This is a genomic window from Planctopirus hydrillae (assembly GCF_001707835.1).
Taxonomy (GTDB): domain Bacteria; phylum Planctomycetota; class Planctomycetia; order Planctomycetales; family Planctomycetaceae; genus Planctopirus; species Planctopirus hydrillae.
In genome coordinates, this window is sequence record NZ_LYDR01000152.1 from 417664 (window position 1) to 439289 (window position 21626).

18 protein-coding genes are annotated in these 21626 nt (G+C 53.4%); 16 read left to right on the top strand and 2 right to left on the bottom strand.

Features of this window, described 5'->3' with window-relative positions:
• Positions 1-385: 385 nt before the first annotated feature.
• Together A6X21_RS20745 and A6X21_RS20750 are read left to right on the top strand one after the other, a co-directional pair.
• Positions 386-1624, top strand: coding sequence for a hypothetical protein (locus tag A6X21_RS20745; RefSeq protein WP_068852076.1), 1239 nt, complete (start codon positions 386-388; stop codon positions 1622-1624).
• Entirely contained in the window at positions 1621-2502 is an 882-nt protein-coding gene (locus tag A6X21_RS20750) for a CPBP family intramembrane glutamic endopeptidase (protein ID WP_068852079.1), read from the top strand. The genes A6X21_RS20745 and A6X21_RS20750 overlap by 4 nt, the downstream gene beginning before the upstream one ends.
• Here A6X21_RS20750 and A6X21_RS20755 read toward each other — a convergent pair.
• The gene (locus A6X21_RS20755) at positions 2487-3149 is read right to left on the bottom strand and encodes a hypothetical protein (protein WP_068852082.1); all 663 of its coding nucleotides are present in this window, start codon (positions 3147-3149) and stop codon (positions 2487-2489) included. The two genes, A6X21_RS20750 and A6X21_RS20755, sit on opposite strands and share 16 nt — an antisense overlap.
• A 599-nt stretch (positions 3150-3748) precedes the next feature.
• On the opposite strand from A6X21_RS20755, the gene A6X21_RS20760 reads away from it, so the two are divergent.
• The 14 genes from A6X21_RS20760 (at position 3749) to A6X21_RS20825 (ending at position 18509) form a co-directional block, all read left to right on the top strand.
• Positions 3749-4534, top strand: a complete 786-nt coding sequence (locus tag A6X21_RS20760) for a glycosyltransferase family 2 protein (protein WP_068852085.1) — start codon at positions 3749-3751, stop codon at positions 4532-4534.
• A 305-nt stretch (positions 4535-4839) separates the two neighbouring features.
• Complete coding sequence (locus A6X21_RS20765; RefSeq protein WP_068852088.1) at positions 4840-6651, top strand: hypothetical protein; 1812 nt, start codon at positions 4840-4842, stop codon at positions 6649-6651.
• A 401-nt stretch (positions 6652-7052) separates the two neighbouring features.
• Entirely contained in the window at positions 7053-7349 is a 297-nt protein-coding gene (locus tag A6X21_RS20770) for a hypothetical protein (RefSeq protein ID WP_131818473.1), read from the top strand.
• Between the two features lie 29 nt (positions 7350-7378).
• On the top strand, positions 7379-7639 hold the full coding sequence (locus tag A6X21_RS20775; protein ID WP_131818474.1) for a hypothetical protein: 261 nt from the start codon (positions 7379-7381) through the stop codon (positions 7637-7639).
• Positions 7640-8112: 473 nt separating this feature from the next.
• Positions 8113-9582 carry a polysaccharide biosynthesis protein gene (locus tag A6X21_RS20780; RefSeq protein WP_068852098.1) on the top strand — a complete coding sequence of 490 codons (1470 nt, stop codon included), beginning with the start codon at positions 8113-8115 and terminating at the stop codon, positions 9580-9582.
• 39 nt (positions 9583-9621) lie between these two features.
• Positions 9622-10974 (top strand): phosphoglucosamine mutase, encoded by a 1353-nt coding sequence (gene glmM / locus A6X21_RS20785; RefSeq protein ID WP_068852101.1) that lies wholly within the window; start codon positions 9622-9624, stop codon positions 10972-10974.
• A 244-nt stretch (positions 10975-11218) separates the two neighbouring features.
• On the top strand, positions 11219-11725 hold the full coding sequence (locus tag A6X21_RS20790; protein ID WP_068852104.1) for an FHA domain-containing protein: 507 nt from the start codon (positions 11219-11221) through the stop codon (positions 11723-11725).
• Between the two features lie 81 nt (positions 11726-11806).
• Positions 11807-12586 (top strand): MinD/ParA family ATP-binding protein, encoded by a 780-nt coding sequence (locus A6X21_RS20795; protein WP_068852107.1) that lies wholly within the window; start codon positions 11807-11809, stop codon positions 12584-12586.
• Positions 12587-12766: 180 nt separating this feature from the next.
• Positions 12767-13762, top strand: a complete 996-nt coding sequence (glsA, locus tag A6X21_RS20800; protein ID WP_068852376.1) for a glutaminase A — start codon at positions 12767-12769, stop codon at positions 13760-13762.
• A 71-nt stretch (positions 13763-13833) separates the two neighbouring features.
• Positions 13834-14580, top strand: a complete 747-nt coding sequence (locus A6X21_RS20805; protein WP_068852110.1) for a 2-phosphosulfolactate phosphatase — start codon at positions 13834-13836, stop codon at positions 14578-14580.
• A 198-nt stretch (positions 14581-14778) separates the two neighbouring features.
• Positions 14779-15207 (top strand): iron-sulfur cluster assembly scaffold protein, encoded by a 429-nt coding sequence (locus A6X21_RS20810; protein ID WP_083233784.1) that lies wholly within the window; start codon positions 14779-14781, stop codon positions 15205-15207.
• Between the two features lie 91 nt (positions 15208-15298).
• A complete protein-coding gene (locus tag A6X21_RS20815; RefSeq protein ID WP_068852115.1) occupies positions 15299-16603 on the top strand; it encodes an aminotransferase class V-fold PLP-dependent enzyme in 1305 nt (434 codons plus the stop codon).
• Between the two features lie 248 nt (positions 16604-16851).
• Positions 16852-17349 (top strand): 5-(carboxyamino)imidazole ribonucleotide mutase, encoded by a 498-nt coding sequence (gene purE / locus A6X21_RS20820; RefSeq protein WP_013109588.1) that lies wholly within the window; start codon positions 16852-16854, stop codon positions 17347-17349.
• The gene (locus A6X21_RS20825) at positions 17346-18509 is read left to right on the top strand and encodes a 5-(carboxyamino)imidazole ribonucleotide synthase (protein WP_068852118.1); all 1164 of its coding nucleotides are present in this window, start codon (positions 17346-17348) and stop codon (positions 18507-18509) included. The genes purE and A6X21_RS20825 overlap by 4 nt, the downstream gene beginning before the upstream one ends.
• 36 nt (positions 18510-18545) lie before the next feature.
• Here A6X21_RS20825 and A6X21_RS20830 read toward each other — a convergent pair whose 3' ends face one another.
• Entirely contained in the window at positions 18546-21626 is a 3081-nt protein-coding gene (locus A6X21_RS20830; protein ID WP_068852121.1) for an error-prone DNA polymerase, read from the bottom strand.

Sequence of the window (21626 nt, forward strand, 5' to 3'; positions counted from 1 at the left end):
CGATCCGGAATGGTCGAATGATTCTCCCATACAATCTGCATCTACCACCATGCTAGGTCGGCTACATATTCTTCCGGACGTGAAAAATTCCTGCCAGTGTCAGATTGCTTATTGCTGGAGAAGTTCGCGTAAAACTCACCTCCCGCATTTTCTGCCAAAAAATCGGATGCTCATTTTCGCACCCAACACACTTTGTGTGTTGTAAGTCACAATGAGCAAATCATTTACTGTCGTTTTACAGAATTGCCCTGATTCTTGGAGCAGCCGGGCCATCCGTCGATGAAACCTGAGGAGATCAGCCATACAGCCCTGACCGTTCAGTTGTTGCAGAAAGGTTTTGGGAGATAGCTGACACCGAAAGTTTTCCCGAGGGAAATGATGTGCCATGCCCATACGATCTGACCAGCCCTGGAATGAAATTCCACAGCCCAAAGGGAATGATCACTGGCATGCTCGTCCGTTCACTCCGAATACTCTCCCCAAAAATGTGCAGGCTTCGAACGATCGCGAGGAAGCCTTTGATATGGAACGGCAGGAGTTCTTTTCTGCCATGGATCAATTTGCTGTTCGTCCAGTTTCGATGCTTCCCGCCTTCCGACTCATTCGCCATCTGACAGTTCAAGAGTCATTACCACTGCAACTGGAGGCCGGACGAGCACTTTTAGTCCAGTGGGCAAAACGCGAAGGCTGGTGCCGGGAACTCCTCAATGCGGCCCGGTACTCGATTCATAAGTATGTGCAGGTAGCCAGCGAAATTGTCGCGGAATGGATTTCCAGCCCTGCCATTCCCAAAAGTCGATTACCGCTGTTGATGCTCAATCGTCTCCATGCCGATGTCGGGCTTCAAAACTGTTTTCAACAGGATGAAGAATCAGTCCGCATTATTCTCTCTGCCATGCAGTGTGGGCAGTTGTTATGCGAACTCGCCAAGCGGGAAGTCCGACTCACCAGGCGAGATCAGTCTCAACTGGCACTGGCTCTGTTGGTCTGTGACTGGTCTTTACTGGCTGTTCAATTCCAACATCAGAAAATTCAGCCCTCACAATGGCCAGCCTACCAGCATCAGCATGGGCAGATCAGTGCCGCCATGCTGATGTCAGTGGAGTCAATTACTCCCAGTGTTCGCTCGTGGGTGAGTCAGCATGGCATCGAGGATGCAGTTCCTGCAGGCCATGAATGGACGTCGGATCGTCATCGAAACCGAGTGACTCACGAGTCTCACCGAAGCGATGCGGGATTGACGATTGCACCAGGGATGGACCATCTGATGGCTGTGATGAAAGTTTGTCAGAATGTCAATGCTGTGAGTGATCTGGGGAAAGAAAGTCATCCCTGGCGAGCGGGGATCCGGTCTCTCTGGAAAGATGCTTTGAGGGGCAAGCTTTCCAAAGATCTGATTCGTACGATGGCACAATTGCTGGCACCTGCAGAACTCGGAGAGTTGCGAACGGTCTCCTTCGAAGGACGACGCTATCGGGTCGATCAGGGACAGACTGCCGCAGCGTTGCTGAATGGGCCTCACTGGCTAAATCGAAAACAGCTCAGGCGACGTCATGCCGGTTTGCACGCGATGCGGAAGTGGAAGCAGAAAATGACGGCCTCTATGGAGGCTGAAGCTTCATGAACTCCCGAGAAGAAGCGGTTTCCCATCGAGAGTATTGGGATGAAGCCTCCCGGCCACTGGCAGGTCTGGTGCTGCTTTCGCCGTTATTATTGATCTACGAATGGCATGCGGCCTGGCAGGATTCCTCCGCAGTGATCACTCTGCGTAACGGTGTCGATATCTGGCTCCGCACCCAGATGGGATGGCTGGGTTTCGATCATGAGTGGTGTGTACCGGCATTAGTCCTCCTCACACTGGCAGGCAGGCACATTCTGTCCTGCCAGGACTGGAATATTCGACCTTCAGTCATCGGAGGCATGGTGGCCGAAGCGGCGTTGTTTGCGGCCCTGCTGGTGATTCTTGGTCAGTTAATTCCCTGGAGCTCCACCAACATTCCCCAGTTTCCTCAAGAAATGGATTTGCTTCACTCACGAGAAGCTCTGTTGCTCTCTGAGAACACTGTTGGAAACATCGCTGGCAAGCTGGCGACGCCTGTGGCGGATGCATGGCCCAACCCATCTCCCAGGTTGCATTGGGTGACCTGCCTCGGTGCGGGAATCTACGAAGAGTTTCTCTTCCGGCTGGGCCTGATCCCAGTTCTCTATGGGCTTGTGCGTATGTTGGGGATTCCGCGGGTGATCACACTGGTGATTGCCATTGGAGGCAGCTCGTTACTTTTTGCTGCCGCCCACTATCTGCAGGTGGATCTTGAGACCGGGAAAATCTCGCTGCTGGGGACAGCCGACTACATCATCCAGCACCGCGATGTCTGGTCCGCATTCAGCTTTCGCTGCCTGGCAGGCATTTTATTTGGAGCGTTGCTGGTCTTTCGCGGCATTGGCATCGCCGCAGGTTGCCACATTGGCTACGACCTGTTTGTCGGCTACTGGATGGGTTGAGGTTCTGGAGTGTTGATGACCGGCGTGCCTTGATCCTGGCAGCATGGGCTGTTGATGCCCTGCAAGCCCATCAGTGCCGGGCGAGCGTACTGAGATTCGCCGTAATAGACATAAGGTGCATAATCACCTGCGAAACCGGTGTTCACAATAGCTATGCCACTCGCCGGAGGAGCGTAGTAAGCACTTGAGGCCGTGTAAGCGTAACCATTGATTCCCTGGTAAGAGTAATACCCTGGGGAGTAAACGCCCAGGGGGCGTGCGTACATGGCTGCATTCCAGCCATAGGTGTATCGGTAGGGCCAGCCCCAGGCGTAGGGGGCACGGCCATTGAAGCCGTAACCGTAGTAGTTGTAAAAGGGGCCATAGCCATAGGTGTTGCCCCAGCCATATCGGCTGTAGGCGAAGTTGAGATAAGGTGTGCGGTGATAAGGATGGTTGTAACCCCAGCCATAGCCGCGGTAACCATATCGACCCCAGCCCCAGTACCAGCCGGTCGCGGCCGAAGATGTGTTACTTGAGGAAGCGGCCAATGAACTGGCTGTGCTGGCAATGCCTCCGGCCTCGGCAGGCACAGAGCCCAGGAGAGTAAAGCCGATCAGAGCTCCCCAGAAGAAGGCACGCAGTGGCAGATGGTGGATCAATCTCATAATGGCACTTTGCCGTCAGTGAATGTGTCAGCAGTTGAGAACTGGCTGAAGCCTGAAGCCAGTAACGTCTTGGTGAACCTGGTACTTCTGCGAAGTCTTTCTCCCTCCAGACTAGGGCGACATTTTGGGAATGGTCAAGAATTGAGTCGAGAATCGAGGAATTTTTTTCAATTTGATTAGAAAAAGCGTCTCTGCCCTGTCGTGGTCTCCGTCCCACCGTGAGAATCGGTGTTTTCCAGGCCAACTTAGCTGCACAAACAGTAGTGTTCTCGTGTTTACATCTAGGGCGTTCGGTTGGCCGCCATCCGTAAGATTCGTTAACAGGCTGGGGTAATGACAGATGTGCTGATTTTGTTCTCTTGACCACCGTGGAAGAACGAACGTGGTACATGGCCGCTTTCAAACACGGGAGTCATACGGGGGGGACATGATCATCACGAATGGGGATGTCCTGCTCCGGCCGGATAAGATTTTGGTGGTCAACGTCATTTTCAGGCAAAGCCAATGGGCATCTGATGACCGTTGAGCGAAGTCACAAGTCCTGAACATGCCCGTGGCAAACCTCCCGTGGTAAACCTGCTTTCAAGATCGAGACGATAATGGTGAAGCCAGCAATTTTCGAGAAGTATCGCGTGTTGACCGCACTCCCCGTCTACAACGAAGCCAGGCACGTTCACGAGGTGCTCTCTGTCGTTCGAAAGTATAGTGATGACATTCTCGTGGTGAACGATGGCTCCACGGATGGAACTGCCGAGGTTCTCGCGGAGTTGGCTGGGATTCACGTCGTTCATCACTCGCAGAATCAGGGCTATGGAGCAGGTTTGCGGACAGCTTTCGATTATGCTTTAGCTCACCATTATGATGCCCTCGTGACCATTGATTGTGACGGGCAGCATGAACCCCGTTTGATCCCAGAACTGGTTGCGGCGCTTTATCCCGAGAGCGGAGACACCGTCGATATTGTTTCCGGGAGTCGGTATCTGCAGAGATTCCCTGGTGATAGCCTGCCTCCCGCTGATCGCCGACGGATCAATAGGGAGATCACTGCGTACCTGAATGAAATTCTCCACTGGAATCTGACAGACACATTCTGCGGTTTCAAAGCTTATCGGGTTCCTTCGCTGAAGAAGTTCCAAATCACGGATCTGGGGTATGCCATGCCCCTGCAGCTCTGGGTTCAGGCGGCCGCTGCTGGAATGAGGATCGTGGAGTTTCCAGTACCTTTAGTGTACCTCGAAGAAGAGCGTTCGTTTGGTGGATCTTTGGATGACTCCGTCCGCAGGAAAGCTCATTATGAGGCAGTGATTCATCAGGCGCTGATCGAGACGGGACTGTTCAAAATGGGTGTCAGTGATCATCAGCAGATCGTTTTGAATCAGATCTGAACGTCGAGGCTGCTTTCGAATGCCAGCGTAAGGATTTCAAAACATCCTGCTTGAGCGCTGCTGAACCCGATCTGATAGAAGCTCGCTAGGCCGTTGCGGACACTTTTGGGGGCTTTATGCCAGTTTGATTGTTGCCAGTGGGAGCGGACAGCTAAGATGCATTGTGGGTTTTTGTGGCGAAGAGTGATTCATGCACGACTCGTGGGAAGTGTCAGAGGGTCAGGCCAATGCCAGTTTCCAGTCGTCCTTTGACCGATCCAACTGCAGATCGGACAACGAGAGTTTCAGCAGCGGAGAAAACTCGCATGACCGTTCGTCGCTATCGTGCCCCGCAAGGGGATGGCGAGCTTCTGATTGAGCCCTCAATCAGCTCGGTCATCCACTCTTTGCTTAACGATATTCAGCGCAGCCCCGCGTATCGAACTCCCGGGCAGAACTTCGCCCGGCAGGAAGTTTTGGCCCTCGCAGTCGAATATTCGACAAAGCTCGCACAGTGGGCAGGGGTGCCTGCGAGTCAGATCTCAGCAAAGTTGAAGTCGGCGGAACTTAATCCTGATCTGATCATTGCGACGGGCCATCAACCGGAGTGGTTTCATCCGGGCGTTCTGGCAAAAAACATTGCAGCACATGCTATTGCTCAAAAGCTCTGTCAATCGGGAAAAAGTGCAATCGCAATCAATCTGATTGTCGACAGTGACGAATTGGATGATGTCACAGTTCCCGTTCCCTCTGGAACCCGGGAAGCTCCGCAGATCATTCCGTTGCCGTTCTTCACTTTGAAGAAACGAACCCCCTGGGAAGAAGTTCGTACTCAGAATCATCTCAAGCTGGAACAGTTCTCGCAGAACATTATTGAGACATTGAAACCCTGGCAATTTGTTCCAGCGATCTCTGCTCTAAAAATGCCGTCGGCAGATCATCCCTCAATACATGCCGACCTGGAGGATAATGAACACGTTTCGCTCAGCCAGAATGATGCCCGGCTGTGTGATCTGATTGCCTCCGTCCGCCTGCAATGGGAACGCAGCGAGCAGATCGAAAATCTGGAGACTCCCCTCTCTCAGGTGACCAGTACCAGGTCGTTTCAATGCTTTTTGCTCGATTGGATGCGAAATGCAGTCAGTCGTTGTCATGCCTATAATCAGATCGTTCAGGCGTTCCGGGATGAATATGGAATCCAGGGGCAACAGCGCCCCGTCCCGAATCTCTTAGTGGTACCGGCGATTGATGATTCAGCATCTCCGGAACGTTTACCTGTCGAAAGGGTGGAAGTCCCCTTCTGGGTATGGAATCAGCCCGAAGCGGCGGCATCGGTCGAACGTGAGCGACTCTTTGTGCGGCATGTTGACCAGCAGCTCGAACTCTCTACGTCCAGAAAAGTCATTGGCTACCTGCCATCGTCACCCGATGATGCAGAGGCGGCCATCGAACAACTCAGCGTCTGGGCAAAAGAGGGGCTGCGCATCCGCTCCCGAGCATTGACGACGACTTTGTTTGCCAGACTTTATCTTTGCGATCTGTTTATTCACGGGATCGGTGGTGCAATCTATGATCAGATTACCGATCGGCTCATTGAAACCATCTATCGTCAGCACATCCCACAGTTTCTTGTTGTTACAGCCACATTACATCTGCCACTGGGTGAAGGCTTTTCGGCCACGATGGCCGATGTGCGCAGGCATCAGTCATTATTAAGAGATTTGCAGCAGAATCCGTGGAGGCATCTCCCTTCGTGTGAAGAACTCTCGTCGCGGGCAGATCTCAATCACCAGATGCTGTGCAGGCAACTGGCCCAACTTCGCCAGGAGCGGGATTTACTACTGATGGAGCAGAAGATCTGTGATCAAAAAGCAGATCGAAACTTACCGCGAAGAACGCGCCGCCAAAGAAATCGTCAGCGTTATCTTCGATTGAATGAGATACGCAGCGAGTTACTCACGATCGTTTCTCCGCAGATCCAAAAGGTTCGTGAGGATATCGAAACTCTTCGTCAGGAAGTGGCGGCGAACAAAATTTTGAAGTCGCGCGAATATCCGTGGTGCCTGTTTCCGGTCGAACTTCTCCACCGACTGGTCACTCAAATCCAGGTGGCCGCAGACCTCGCTATTCAAAAATAAGTGGTGGGTCTGGCTGATCTTGATGTGAGATCGCAACGCGGTGTTCAAAGTCTTTTACACTTTGAAAATCTGCTGGTGAGAGCCTGCCCTTTTCTGAACCAGAGAGCATGACGGGCATCTTGCCAAACCCTCGATTGCGTGTATTCTCCCACAAGGCATGGTGACGAAGTCTTCAAAATGTGAGGCTTGAGCCGTGCCTTTAGTTTTCGCGACGGCCGACATCAACACGTTTGAATGACATATTGGGGGAATTGAAATGTTTCGCATGGCTGCCATCTCGACTTTGGCAAGTGCTTTTTTGCTGTCGTTATCTTTTCACCCCTCAGAGTCTTTACAAGCGGGCCATCGGCATCGAACGAATTGTTCGGGATGTTCTGCTCCAACATGCAGCGGAGCCACCTGTGCGGGCTCTTCCTTCTCGGGAGGAACTGGACTGGTCTGGGCCAATGGTGGCCCTGGATACACCTGTGCTCAGCCGGTCTGCTCTGGCCCCGTTTGTTCTGGGCCCGTTTGTTCTGGGCCTGCATGTTCAGGAAGTGTCTGCTCATCGCCGGTGTGGGAATCGACTTCTGGATGTCAGAGTTGCAGTGGTCGCCGCAGGCATCATGCCCGTCGCCCGCTTGTTTGTAGTGAACCGTTGGCCTGCAGTGCTCCCGAATGGAGTCCCGTCGGTTGTCAGCAAGCTCTTGACGGAGTGACCTATGGTGGAGTGAACTGGAATGATTCTGTGCAAGCAGGGACAGTAACTTTTGATTGGGATGGAACTTCGGTATCTGTCATGCCTCCAGCCGCTGTCTGTTCACAGCCGGGGAACGCCGTCCATGCCGGTGAGCTTCCTGCTCCTTCAACGGGATGGTCGAGCGATGCCTACACACTTCCGGCAGTCGGATCCACAGCCCTGAAGTATCTTTCACCTTATCAGGCCCCGTTGCCCCTCTCGTTTCCAGCGGCCCCACCGGTTCCTGCAGCGGAAGATCTTGTCTGGTGATCACCCACCATCGATAAACGCCCTCATCATGCCTCACACAATCATTTGTTATCGGCCCGCAGAGTAGCCCGGCCAACGGGTGGTCTTGTTGTCGTGACTCTGCACGACAACAAGACGCCGCGCCATGCGTATGCCCTGCCACCACTCTTCATCTGGTGCCTGCTAGCACGCCCTGTTGGGTGGCATGACCCTGGAGTCCCCAAAAATCAAAACAGTGCGATAGGGCGTCGTCTTTATGCAATTCAACATCACATCAGCAATGCAGTAGAAATGTGCGTCATGGACTGGTGATTTTGGCATGCTGGCTGGGAGCCGCAGGTATGGCCTGCAAAGTGATGTTTCATGCTGGAATCCGTAAGGCGTTGACGTCTTGACCTTTAATCTCCCCCCCTGAGCTTTACACTGATCCCTGATTTCGATTAGGACGCTTACTTTCGAAATGGGGACGTGGTGACGTCGAAGGATGGGACAGGATGTCGCAGCAGACAAGTGCAGGCCTGTGGGTAAAGCTCGCCCGTAAATGGGGTGTGAGCCGGGCTGTGGCTTTTGCTGTCGCTTCCAGGTTATGGCAACTGGTGACGGGCCCTGTCACTGTTTTGCTGGTGGCTTCGCAACTGACCGAGGACGAACAGGGGTACTTCTTTACCTTCAGCAGTTTACTCAATCTCCAGAACATGTTTGAACTGGGATTGACGATCGTGTTTCTCAATCTTTCCAGCCATAGCTTTGCGAACTGTCGCCCTTCACGAAGTCCTGTGAATGCCGATTGGGAATGGAATGGTGCCGAGGAAGAAAAATCGAGAGCAGCCAGTCTGCTGTATCAAGGCTTGTGGTGGAGTCTGGTGCAAGCCAGTCTCTTTCTGGTCATGGTGTCAGGTCTGGGAATCTATTTTTTTTCAATGGAAGCCGATTCCCATTCGATCAACTGGTTTTACCCCTGGCTGGCTGTGGTTTTCTGTGCGGCATGCTCTCAGGTACAGGCTATTCCCTTGACATATCTCGAAGGTGCCGGAGAAGTCCTGCCCATTCAGCGCATGCGGTTTCTGATGGCAGTTGCTGGTACAACGAGCATGTGGTTGACGTTGTGGTTTCAACTGGGACTCTGGTGTGCTGCTGCCGTCGCGATGACCCGCGTTGTCTTTGAGTTCGGTTATCTTGCTTTTGTACAGCGGGCTTTCCTGCTCATGATCCTCCGGCAAAAGCTCACGACCCGGTACGACTGGTGGAGTGCTGCCTGGCCTTTGCAACTGAGAGCCGGCTTGCAGGGGTTACTGGTCACATTATCGACAGCACCGCTCATTCCTGTGGTGTTTGCCTACACGGGACCGGCTGCAGCGGGAAGACTGGGGCTGGTACACTCAGTCCTCAGTTCCATGAATTCGGCTGCAGCAGCCTGGTTACAGACGAGAATTCCCGTACTCACGACTCTTGCAACGCAAAAGAATTTTGTCGCTTTCCGAGAGCTGTATTCTCGCTCATTCCGGCAGTCCAATCTCTTTCTAGCAGCCGTGATGCTTTTGTTTCTGGTGGCGATCGGGCTGGTACCTGTAGTGGCCGATCCACCCGAAATTGTGCGTCCCTGGACGATCGGCTGGCTGGCACAGAAGCTCGAACCAAGATTGCCACCACTTTTGCCAGCATCACTCCTGGCGATGGCACTGTTCGTGCATCATCAATGTGCATCGGCCACGTTATTCGTGCGCTGTCACATGTACGATCCATTCCTCAAGGTCAGCTTTGTTTCGCATCCGGTTTCGGGACTGTTGATCTGGATGTGGGGCAGTTATTTTGGAGAAACTGGTGCCGTCCTCGGATACTTGATCCCTCTGGTGGTCATGATCTGGCCCTGGATCATTCTGCTGCAGCGGGAATGTCTCCGTAAAATTCATCAAGCATCGTTAGAACCAATCGTCACATTATCAGACTCAAGCAAATCCACTTAACAACATCGAAGATCAATCACAGCCAAGGGAGTGAGCATTATGGGAGAACGGATTCTCAGTATTTCCGGCTTGCGTGGAGTCGTCGGGGATGGACTTGATCCGGAGTATGTTGTTCGCTTTGCTGCGGCTTTGGGAACATGGCTCAAAGGTGGGCATGTGGTGCTTTCCCGAGATGGTCGAACCACAGGCGACATGCTGCGGCATGCGGCCATTGCCGGGTTGACAGCTGCCGGTTGTCGAGTCACCGATCTGGGAATTGCGACCACTCCGACTTGTGGAGTCGCTGTTCAACAACTGGGGGCCGCTGGTGGGTTACAGATCACCGCCAGTCATAACCCGATTGAATGGAATGGGTTGAAGCCCTTTTCGGCGCGTGGTTCCGTACTCAATGCCACTCAAGGAAAGGAACTTCTGGAGATTCTCGAAAAGCGGGGCCCGACTTATCGGTCATGGGAAACTGTGGGATCTGTCGTCGAGGATCCTTCAGCCGCCCTGTGTCACTTGAGCAGGGTGAATGCACTGATTGATCTGCCCGTGGTTCAATCCCGAAAGTTCAAAGTGGTACTCGATTGCACTCACGGTTCGGGCTCGATCCTCTCACCCGACTGGCTGAGATCGCTAGGCTGTGAAGTCGTGGTGTTGGGCGGCGTGGCTGATGGCCGGTTTGAACATCCGGCTGAGCCATTGCGGGAAAATCTCACGTCACTCATGGATGCTGTTCGAGCACATCATGCGGATGTCGGGTTTGCTCAGGATCCTGATGCCGATCGACTGGCGATTGTCGATGAAGCAGGCCATTACATAGGTGAAGAGTTGACTCTGGCCTTGTGTGTCGATCATGTTCTTTCTCGAGGCAAAGGGGCGGTGGTAGTCAATGGTTCGACCAGCAGAACAACAGCCGATATTGCGGCCCGATATGGTTGCGAATTCATTCGATCAGCTGTGGGCGAAGCGAATGTGGTTGCTCGCATGATCGAAGTCCATGCGCTGATTGGAGGCGAAGGGAACGGCGGTGTGATCGAGCCGAAGGTCGGCTATGTTCGCGATAGCCTGGTCAGTATGGCTTACGTGCTTCATGCGCTGGCTCTGAAAAAGTGCCGGCTTTCCGAGTGGGTCAGCACCCTTCCCAGTTACACGATTGTGAAAGACAAGATCACCTGTGGTCGTGAATCAGTGCAACCGGCTTGCGACCGTCTTAAGGAAATCTTTTCCGACGCATCGATTGTCGAAGGCGACGGCTTAAGGCTCGATTGGTCTGATCGCTGGGTGCAGGTGCGTGCCAGCAATACCGAACCCATTATTCGGATGATTGCTGAAGCTCCCCAGGCTGCCGATGCTCAACAGTTGGTCGATCGGGCCAAGTCTGTGGTGGCGCAAATCGTCAATGGTTAAGACGGTTCCTTGATGTCCACGGTTTCGCGACTCGAAAAGTTTTGCGCGAATTTCAGGCAGTCGTGCTTTCCATGTGAGCACAAGAGTTGCTGTGGAGATTGTTGGGAATGAAATGTCAGTATGTTTTCGCTGATTGCGATCAATAAATCGACATGTTGGCATAAGCATTGCAAATTTATTTGGCAGACGTGTCTCTGGTTGCCAGAGGGCCGCGCAGCAGTAGACTTATGAGTTGGGATGTTTTGTGTCTTTGGTCAATGAAATTGCTGTAAAGATCCATCTGGTTGATCCCAGTGATGGCCGCACTTTGCAAACCTGGTCGTTTGAATCACCACGCATCACCATCGGGCGTGATCCGCAGCAGGATGTTTCGTTGTCGGATCCTTATGTCTCCCGCACGCACGCGGAGCTTGTTCGTGCCGGGAGTGTCTGGCAGCTCTTTTCCAGAGGTCGCAACGGCATCCTGGTGAATGGCAAAAGCATCACTGAGATTCGTCTCGAACCCGGGATGTCATTTCGGCTGGGTGCTAATGGGCCGCAATTTCGCTTTGATCAGGCTCAGGAAGTGACAGCTCAGGCCACACTCAGCTTCGATCCTGAGTCGATCATTGTCCTCTCTTTTGATCGTGAGGCGGTGCAAGACGAAGCCGAGAATGTCGCATCGACAGATTATTTTCAGAAATTGAACGAAAAGGCCAAGGAGTTGCGAGCCCGCCGACAAGGCCGGCAGGCATCCTCCGGCAGTTCATGAAAGCTCAGCAGGTCAGCAACAGGCTTGAGCAGTCAGTGACGAACATGATTTAGAAGTCGCCGCAGGTGGAGGTAATTCAGATTGGCAAAGATTATTTCGACACATTCCTTCCGCGGAGGCACGGGCAAATCGAACACCACAGCGAACCTGGCCACGTTAATTGCCAAAGCAGGGTATCGGGTGGGTGTGATTGATACTGATATTCAATCGCCGGGAATTCATGTTGTCTTCCAGTTCGACCAGAAGAAGGCCAAATACTCCCTGAATGACTATCTCTGGGGACGCTGCGCTATTCGCGATGCGGCTTACGATATCACCGAGCAATGTATTGGAAATGTTGTTCCCGGAGCCCACCGACCAAGGCTCTTTATCATTCCATCGAGCCTCAATAGTGGTGAGATTGCCCGTATCTTGAGAGAAGGATACGACGTCGCCAAATTGAATGATGGGTTGCAGGAGCTGATTTCAACCCTTGATCTGGACTACCTGCTCATTGATACCCACCCGGGTGTGAACGAAGAGACTTTATTATCGATTGCAATCTCGGATGTGCTGGTACTGATCCTCCGCCCTGATAATCAGGATTTTCAGGGAACCGCAGTGACTGTCGAGCTCGCTCGGCGTCTGGATATCCCTGAACTGCTCGTCGTCGTGAATAAAGTTCCCGAAGGTGTCGATGAGAATCTGATCATCGAGCAGGTTGAGAATGGCTATCAGGCCGAGGTGGCTGTGATGCTGCCACTGAATAATGAAATGTCGCGTTTAGGAAGCTGCGGGCTGTTTACGAATCAGTATCCTGGCCATCCCTTTACTCAAGGTTTGAAATCACTTGCTGAGCGAATTATCAAATCGCAGAAGTAAATAGAACTCATCGCCATATTGTTATCGCTGCGGAAACAATTCAACCGGTGGAATTCCGTTCCATCATTGTGATCTCACGTTGTTGATTGTGTGAGTGATAGCACAGTCCTGATGGTTCATGTGACACAAGTGGATGAAAGAGGTTGTGCTGTGTCTGGTGACTCTTCACAGGAAATCGACATGCTGCTGGGGCGGATGAAATCTGCCGCAGCACCGATTCGCGATGTTTTAAAGGATCTTCATACAAGGCTCGTGGCCAACTATGAAGGAAGAATTGCGGACTATATACCAGAGTTGGCGACAGCCAGCCCAGATTCCTTTGGAATTGCACTCTGTACGACGGATGGACAGATCGTCGAATATGGCGACTACAAAACATCCTTCACGATTCAATCTGTCTCGAAACCGTTCATGTTTGGTCTGGCCATTGGTGATCATGGCCTCGATCATGTCTTGTCGAAAGTGGGCGTCGAACCAACCGGGGAAGCCTTTAACTCAATTGTGCTCGATGAGGTCTCGAATCGGCCGTACAATCCGATGGTGAACTCGGGTGCCATTGCTACGGCCGATCTCGTCAAAGGAAAAGATTACCCGGAGCGTGTTAAACGCATGGTGGAGATGTTCAGTCGGTATTGCGGGCGTGAAGTCTTTGTTGATAACACGGTCTTTATGTCGGAGAGAATGACGGGTCATCGAAATCGGGCGATGGCCCATCTCATGCGTAACTTTGACATGATGAGTGAGAAGTTCGAGGAAGCACTGGAACTCTACTTTCAGCAGTGCTCGATTCTCGTTAATGCGCATGATCTTTCGGTGATGGGGGCCACACTGGCCAATGGCGGACTGAATCCGCTCACAAAGATCAGGGCCATTGAGAGTGAAAATGTTAAATATCTGCTGAGCATCATGATGTCGTGTGGAATGTATGACTATGCGGGGGAGTGGGCCTTTCGCGTAGGGATTCCCGCCAAGAGCGGCGTGGCGGGCGGCATCGTTGCAGTGGTTCCTGGAGTGCTGGGCATCGGGCTGTATTCGCCGTTGCTGGATATCAAGGGGAACAGCGTGCGTGGTGTGAAAGCCTGTCAGGAGCTTTCGCAAAAATTTTCTCTCCATGCCTTTGAGTCATCAGCGGCGGCTTCAAAGATTCTTGAACTCTTCTCATTCAAGAAGCGGTAAGTGTCTGAGTTTTTGTAGGAAGTCTTAGGCCTGTTGATGAAAAACTCTGGTCAGTTGCCTAGACTCTCTGCATGACTCGATCACTCTTTGTTCATCTTGTGCCGCAGTTGTTTGATCCTGAAGAGGTTCAAGGGGGTGTCGTTGTCATTCTCGACATTTTACGTGCCTCGACGACGATCATTCATGCTTTAGAAAATGGGGCCCAGGGAGTGATTCCTGTGGCTGACGTCGAGCAGGCTCGCCTGGTGGCTTCCAAGTTGACCGCCGAACTGGTTCTTCTGGGGGGAGAACGAGAGGGGTTGCTGATTCCCGGGTTTGACCTTGATAACAACCCTTTAGCCTACACCCGTCATGTTGTGACAGGTAAGAAGATTGTCTTTACAACCACCAACGGCACTGCCGCACTGGAGCATGCGAAAGCTGCCCGGGAAATATTGATCGGAGCGTTTGTGAATTTGTCGGCCGTGGTCGACAAGGTCTTTGCGACCACCGGGCCGGTGCATCTTGTCTGTGCCGGAACTCGAGGGAAGGTGACTCTTGAAGATGCCTTGTGTGCCGGTGGTATTGCGTGGAAGCTGCTGGAAAAAGATCAGCAGGATCTGTTTGACCGGACCGATGACCAACTCCAACTTGTGCTGGATGCGTACCGGAATCGTACAAAAGATTCGGCCACATTTCGCAGAGCGATGAGATCGAGTTTTGGTGGCCGCAATTGCGTCCGGCTGGGGTTTGATTTGCAAATCGACCGGGCAGCCACGATTGATCTGTTCAAGAGCGTGCCAGTGTTTGACGCAACAACTGGATGTATAACGATTTAGGGATCGTAGTCAAGGTTTTGCAGAGCCTGCCGATCGTCAGGACCATTGATTTGATGATTCGCGCAAGGGCTGTTCTCTGAAAAATCTTGAATTCCTGGTTCTGAATCCAAGAGAAAGTGCCGATGAACCCTAGACGCCACTTTTTCGCATTCTACAATGTGAAAAAGACACTTGTGGGGATTTTCTAAGAGGTGAACTGTGGCGGATCGACTGGATGAGTTGTACGACGACTATATTCTCGATCATTTTGAGTCGCCCTATCATTGTGGGAAACTCGAGTGTCCCAGTTGCGCCCATGCCGATAAGAACCCGCTTTGTGGCGATCAAATCAGGCTGGAATTGAAGCTCGATGGATCGACCATCGAAGAAGCGTGGTTTCAAGGACGCGGCTGTGCCATCAGCCAGGCGGGTGCGTCAATTCTTTGTGAGCACATCGAGGGAAAGACACTCGAAGAACTGCGGGACATGCAAGGTCAGGACATGCTTGACCTTCTGAAAGTTCCACTGACCGCCAGTCGCCAGAAGTGCGGACTGCTGGCCTTCAAAGTTCTCAAGACTCTGGTTTACGCACAGGATGAACATGAAAGCGATCTGCCGAGTCGTCCGGTGTCGATCCATCCTCGCTAGGCTGGAGATTGTTCACTCTCCCACGTTCTGAAACAGATGCCGGCCTGATTTTGTCGGCATTTTCTTTGTGATAGAAATCAGGTATTGGATTATGTCGGTCTCTCCGACCTCCACTGGGCAGCAGCCGGAAATCCTGGACGTTGATCGAATTCAGCAGGTTCGACGAGACTTTCCCATTCTTCACGAGCTGGTGCATGGCGATCTGCCACTGGTTTATCTCGACTCAGCCGCGACATCCCAGAAGCCAAAATGTGTAGTTGATAAGATCGTTGAAGCCTACGAGAAATACAATTCGAATGTTCACCGGGGCATTCATGCCCTGGGTGATCGCATGACGACCGAAATGGAGTCGGCACGCGAAAAGATTGCTCGATTCATCGGTGCTTCAACAGCCGAGCAGGTGATTTTTACCTCCGGGACGACGATGTCTGTCAACCTGGTTGCGCACGGATGGGCAGCGAAGCATCTACGGCCCGGTGATGAGATTCTGCTCAATGAGATGGAGCACCACGCGAACTTTGTTCCCTGGCAAATGGCAGCACAAGCTTCTGGGGCCACTCTGAGGTTTCTCCCTCTCACAGCAGATTGGCAGCTCGATTTGTCCCGGCTGGATGAGTTTATCAACAGCCGAACACGGCTTGTCGCTGTCGCGGGGATGTCGAATGTCACTGGGACGGTTCACGATGTTCCCCGAATCGCGGCCGCGGCCCATGCTGTGGGAGCACGCGTGTTTGTCGATGCCGCTCAAAGTTCTGCCCATGGCCTGACCAATGTGCAAGATGGAAACATCGATTTTCTAGCGTTCTCAGGCCACAAACTTCTCGGGCCCACAGGTCTCGGCATTCTGTATGGGAAGCCAGAGGCTCTTGAAGAGATTCAACCGGTCTTTGGTGGCGGGCACATGATCCGTGAGGTCACAAAGTCGGGTTCAACATGGGCGGATCTTCCTGCGCGTCTCGAAGCGGGGACAGCGGCCTTTGTCGAATGTGCAGGGATGGGTGCAGCAATTGACTATCTGGAATCCATCGGTATGGAGTCAATTACCAGATACGAGCATTCGCTCCTCGAACTGGCACATGCTCGTTTAAGTCAGATTCCTGGTCTCACAATCTTTGGTCCCGAAGTGGCCCACAAAGGGGCGATTGTGAGTATGGTCCACGAGCAGATTCATGCACACGATCTGGCCGATCTACTGGACAGGCAAGGCGTGGCAATTCGCGCCGGCCACCATTGTACGATGCCTTTGCATGAACTCTTTGGTGTGGCTGCGACAGCACGGGCCAGTTTCGCTTTCTATAACACGCCAGATGAAGTGGAAAAACTCGCTTCTGCCATCGAAAAGGCGATTGAGGTCTTCCAACGACGCTCTCTTCGTCGTGCCAATCGATCCCTTTGATCATGGCGCATTCTTGAGCCCCTGAACTCATACCGTGAAGAGAAATTGTCCAGCAGATTGGTCAATTTCCTCGAATCGCACAGGGAGTTCGATTGGACAGACCGATTGTCGCCGTTACGATTTGAAACGGTTGACGGCGTAACGGGTTGAGCAATCTTCCCGATGGCGATCAGCTCATCATCATGACTGATGAGTTCCAGGCAATGATCGGCCGGCAGACGACGCCACGCATAAAGAGAGAACCAGGCATGCAGACACCTCCTTCAGTTCCACTGGTTGGCGTGATCATGGGGAGCCGCTCCGATTGGGAAACCATGCGGGTCGCGACAGAAGTGCTCATGAGTTTTGGTGTACTGTTCGAATCGAAGATTGTCTCTGCCCATCGTACTCCGGAGTGGATGTGCGAGTATGCCAGGTCGGCCGAGGAACGCGGCATCAAGGTCATCATTGCCGGAGCCGGAGGTGCTGCCCATCTTCCCGGAATGGTGGCCAGCCAAACCATATTGCCAGTGCTGGGAGTTCCTGTTCAGAGCAAGTCGCTGCAAGGACTGGACTCACTACTTTCCATCGTGCAGATGCCGGGTGGCATTCCTGTGGGAACATTAGCGATTGGCGAAGCGGGAGCACGCAATGCCGCCTTATTGGCAATCCGCATACTGGCAATTTACGATTCTTCGCTGGCAGAACGCCTGCATCAATTCCATCACGAACAGCGGACGAAAGTCCTCTCTGAGACGCTTCCATGAGTGCATCGCCGTCGACTTCAATCATTCAGCCGGGCTCTATCCTGGGAGTTCTCGGCAGCGGGCAACTCGGACGCATGTTTGCCATCGCTGCCCGTCGGCTGGGTTATCGAGTGCATGTCTACTCACCCGATGATGACACGCCGACTGGCCAGGTCGCTGATCTGGAGATTCAAGGAGCTTACGAAGATCTCGATGCGGTCGCTGCTTTCGCGCGTGGTGTTTCGGTGGTCACGTTTGAGTTTGAAAATGTTCCATCGGCCACAACGGCTGCGATTGACAAGATCTGTCCAGTCAGACCTGGTGGCCATGTCCTGCACACCACCCAGCATCGCCTGAGGGAAAAATCCTTTTTTGCCTCACGCGGGTTGCCTGTCACGCCTTTCCGAGCCGTTCGTTCTTTAGTCGATCTGGAACAAGCGGCTGTTGAGCTGGGGTTACCAGCGGTACTGAAGACGGCATCCTGGGGGTACGATGGCAAAGGCCAGGTGATTCTGCGCCAGAATTCCGACTTGCCCCAAGCCTGGGATTCGCTGAAGACGGATGAAGGGATTCTCGAAGCGTTTATTGATTACGAATGTGAAGCTTCTGTCATCGTTGCCCGGGGACTCAATGGTGAGATGGCCATTTATGGCCCGCTGCGAAACGAGCACCAGCATCACATCCTGGATATCACCACTTTCCCGTCGGCACTTTCGGAGAAAATCGAAAAGGCCGCGATTGAGGTCGCTGTGCAGGCGACTCTGGCTCTGGATGTCGTTGGCATTCTTTGTATTGAGTTCTTCATCACCAGATCGGGCGATGTGTTAATTAACGAAGTGGCACCCAGGCCGCATAACTCGGGTCATGTCACGATCGACGGGCATGTGACATGCCAGTTTGAACAACAGGTTCGGGCGATTTGTGGTCTCCCCCTGGGGTCGAGTGCATCGCACGGCCCATGTGCCATGGCGAATCTGCTGGGTGATGTCTGGGTTGAGGCGAAGGGGACACCTCGCTGGGAGAGAGCTCTGGCCAACCACTCCATCAAGCTGCATCTCTATGGCAAAGAAGCAGCTCGAATGGGCCGCAAAATGGGGCATCTCACGACGGTAGGTACATCCGTCGCTGAAGCGAGGCAGGCTGTCATTACGGCTCGGCAGAATCTGATGACCAACGATTGATCAATCCTTGATCATCGAATCGGCACCACCTGGGCTTTACCTGAAGTCCCGTGACTTCAACGGCAGGGAAGAAAGTCGAGTTGAAAGGTCTTCGAGCCGTCGGACGATGACGTGAATCACGGTCTCCTGACATTCGACGTGTCCGTGGACAATCCAGGCTTGAGAATGGCGGGTGATCTTTCGAAAGCGTTCCCATGTCTGAATGTGAACAACGAGATTGGCCGTGCCGGTCTCATCCTCAATCGTCACGAAGGTGATTCCTTTGGCAGTGCTGGGACGCTGCCGCATCAGTACGATCCCAGCGACTTTTACGAGCGTGTCATCAGGAACTTGAGCGAGACGTTCTGCCGGAATGACGCCCAGCGTTTCAAGCCGCTCTCGGTGGAACGCCAGAGGATGAGAACGCAAAGAGAGCCCCGTCATCCGGTAGTCGGCATGAACTTCTTCTTCGGGAGCCATTGTCGGTAAGCTCGCCTCTGGTTCCTCCTCCGGTTCGAGATCGTCAAAAAGGGTTCTCTGACGAGGTTTTTTCGAGACCGACAACGCATTCCAGATCGCTTCCCGGCGAGTCTGATTCAGGCTGGCCAGAGCGTCGGCTTCCGCCAGTCGTTCGACCTGAGCTTGCGGGATTGATGTGCGACGAAGGAAATCATGCATCGACGTGAAAGGGCCATCAAGTCGGCTGTCTACGACGGTCAAAGCGGCAGATTCCTGTAATCCTTTGATGAGACAAAAACCAAGACGAATACTCTCTTGTTCCAGCGTGCAATCCCACGCGCTGCAGTTCACGTCCACCGGTCGAACCTCGATATGATGTTTACGAACATCCTGCACCAGTTGAGATGGAGCGTAGAATCCCATGGGCTGACTGTTGATGACCGCCGCCGTGAATTGCGCGGGAAAGTGGTACTTGAGCCATGCCGAGACGTAGACCAGCAAGGCGAAGCTGGCTGCATGGCTTTCTGGAAAGCCGTACTCCCCGAAACCACGAATCTGCTGAAAGACCCGTTCGGCGAACTCCCCTTCCAGTCCATGCTGTTTCATTCCATCGAGCAGCTTTTGACGGAACTGGTCGATCACACCGGGGCGTCTCCATGCTCCCATGGCTCGACGCAATTGATCGGCTTCCCCCGGAGTAAATCCCGCCGCCACAATCGCCAGTTGCATGCACTGCTCCTGGAAGAGCGGGACTCCGAGCGTCTTCTTCAGCACTCTCCGGATCGCTTCATTGGGATACGTTTCCTCTTCTTCACCGAAACGTCGTCGCAGGTACGGGTGAACCATGTCGCCTTGAATGGGACCGGGACGCACGATAGCGACCTCGATCACGAGATCGTAGTAACAGCGTGGCTTGAGCCTGGGGAGCATCGACATCTGTGCCCGGCTCTCAATCTGAAATACTCCCATCGTGTCGGCACGGCAGATCATGTCATACACACGTTCATCTCCTTCGGGAATATTTGCCAGCGTGAGCGTCTTGCCGGTCGTTGATTCGATAAGAGCGAAGCACTTGCGAATAGCGGTCAGCATCCCTAACGCCAGACAATCGACCTTGAGGATGCCGAGGTCGTCAAGATCGTCCTTGTTCCATTGCACGACCGTGCGTCCATCCATCGCCGCATTCTCGATGGGAACAAGTTCATGCAGCGGACCTCGTGTGATGACCATCCCGCCGACATGCTGTGAGAGATGCCGAGGGAAGCCGAGAAGCTCTCCGACAAGATGCACGAACTGCCGACCGGTGATTGACCGGATGTCGAGTCCCGCCTCCTGACACCGCAGACGGAAATCGTCAGAAGCCCGGTAGTGGTCGGCGTTCTTAGCCAGTCGATCGACCAGATCGAGCGAAAATCCCAATGCTTTGCCCACATCCCGAATCGCAGAGCGGGGGCGGTAGGTAATCGTGACCGCGGCGATCCCCGCTCGTTCCCTTCCGTACTTATCGTAGAGGTACTGTAAGACCTCTTCCCGGCGTTCGTGCTCGAAATCGACATCGATGTCGGGAGCTTCGTCCCGTTCCCGGCTGATGAACCGCTCGAAGAGCACGTCGATCCGTTCGGGATCGACGGCAGTGATTCCCAGGCAATAACAGACCGCCGAGTTTGCTGCCGATCCTCGTCCCTGGCAGAGAATGTCACGGGATCGGGCAAAACGCACGATATCCCAGACCGTAAGGAAGTACGGCTCATAGCGGAGTTCTTCAATCAGGTTCAGTTCGTGTTCCAAAAGATGTCGGATCTTCTCCGGCAACCCGTGCGGATATCTCTGTTCGGCTCCCTGCCACGTCAGATGTTGCAGGTATTGAATCGGTGAGAAGCCGGGTGGAGTGAGTTCTTCAGGGTACTCGTAGCGGAGTTCATCGAGCGAGAACGTACACTGTTCGGCAATCATCAACGTCCGTTCCAATGCCCCTGGTATGTCGCCATAGATCGCCTTGAGTGCATCACGTGGACGCAGATGACGCTGGGCGTTGGTCTGAAGGGCTTCCCCGACTTGGGCAACCGTCGTGCCAAGCCGGATCGCTGTCAGAACATCATGCAGCGGTTTGCGGTCAGGGACGTGAAACAGTACGTTTCCCGCTGCCACAAGCGGGAGGTTCGTTTGTCGAGACAGGTCTTGCAGCCAGTCACGTCGGTAGTGGTCGTGCGGACCTCGATGCAGTTCCGCCAGCAGAAATGCTGCACCGAAGATGTCTCGATAAAGGTAGGCGTCGTTGATGGGAAACTCTTCACAGTGCGAAGGGGGAACCACACCTGCCAGTAGCCCAGCAGCGTGCTGAGCGATGTCGTCTAAAGTGAGCTGACACTCTCCCTTCGGTGCCCGTCGTCGACCAGTCGTGATGAGCCGACAGAGGTTGGCGTAACCTCGACGATCCTTGACCCACACCACGATTGGCGAGGCATCGACTGGGCGGATTTCGGAGCCGACGATCAGTTTGAGCGGTGGATGATCCTTGGTGGCTGTGTTGGCTCGTACCACGCCCGCGAGCGAGTTGATGTCAGTGACTGCCAGTGCGGAGTAGCCCAATTGGGCAGCACGGGCAACCATCTCGTCGGGATGAGACGCTGCTTCCAGAAACGAGAAGTTGGTCAGGCAATGCAGTTCGGCGTAGGACAT

Excerpts from the sequence above, each read along its gene's own strand:
- A6X21_RS20745 (WP_068852076.1), top strand. The coding sequence starts at position 386 with ATGCCCATACGATCTGACCAGCCCTGGAATGAAATTCCACAGCCCAAA.
- A6X21_RS20750 (WP_068852079.1), top strand. The coding sequence starts at position 1,621 with ATGAACTCCCGAGAAGAAGCGGTTTCCCATCGAGAGTATTGGGATGAA.
- A6X21_RS20755 (WP_068852082.1), bottom strand. The coding sequence starts at position 3,149 with ATGAGATTGATCCACCATCTGCCACTGCGTGCCTTCTTCTGGGGAGCT.
- A6X21_RS20760 (WP_068852085.1), top strand. The coding sequence starts at position 3,749 with ATGGTGAAGCCAGCAATTTTCGAGAAGTATCGCGTGTTGACCGCACTC.
- A6X21_RS20765 (WP_068852088.1), top strand. The coding sequence starts at position 4,840 with ATGACCGTTCGTCGCTATCGTGCCCCGCAAGGGGATGGCGAGCTTCTG.
- A6X21_RS20780 (WP_068852098.1), top strand. The coding sequence starts at position 8,113 with ATGTCGCAGCAGACAAGTGCAGGCCTGTGGGTAAAGCTCGCCCGTAAA.
- glmM (WP_068852101.1), top strand. The coding sequence starts at position 9,622 with ATGGGAGAACGGATTCTCAGTATTTCCGGCTTGCGTGGAGTCGTCGGG.
- glsA (WP_068852376.1), top strand. The coding sequence starts at position 12,767 with ATGCTGCTGGGGCGGATGAAATCTGCCGCAGCACCGATTCGCGATGTT.
- A6X21_RS20805 (WP_068852110.1), top strand. The coding sequence starts at position 13,834 with ATGACTCGATCACTCTTTGTTCATCTTGTGCCGCAGTTGTTTGATCCT.
- A6X21_RS20815 (WP_068852115.1), top strand. The coding sequence starts at position 15,299 with ATGTCGGTCTCTCCGACCTCCACTGGGCAGCAGCCGGAAATCCTGGAC.
- purE (WP_013109588.1), top strand. The coding sequence starts at position 16,852 with ATGCAGACACCTCCTTCAGTTCCACTGGTTGGCGTGATCATGGGGAGC.
- A6X21_RS20825 (WP_068852118.1), top strand. The coding sequence starts at position 17,346 with ATGAGTGCATCGCCGTCGACTTCAATCATTCAGCCGGGCTCTATCCTG.
- A6X21_RS20830 (WP_068852121.1), bottom strand. The coding sequence starts at position 21,626 with ATGTCCTACGCCGAACTGCATTGCCTGACCAACTTCTCGTTTCTGGAA.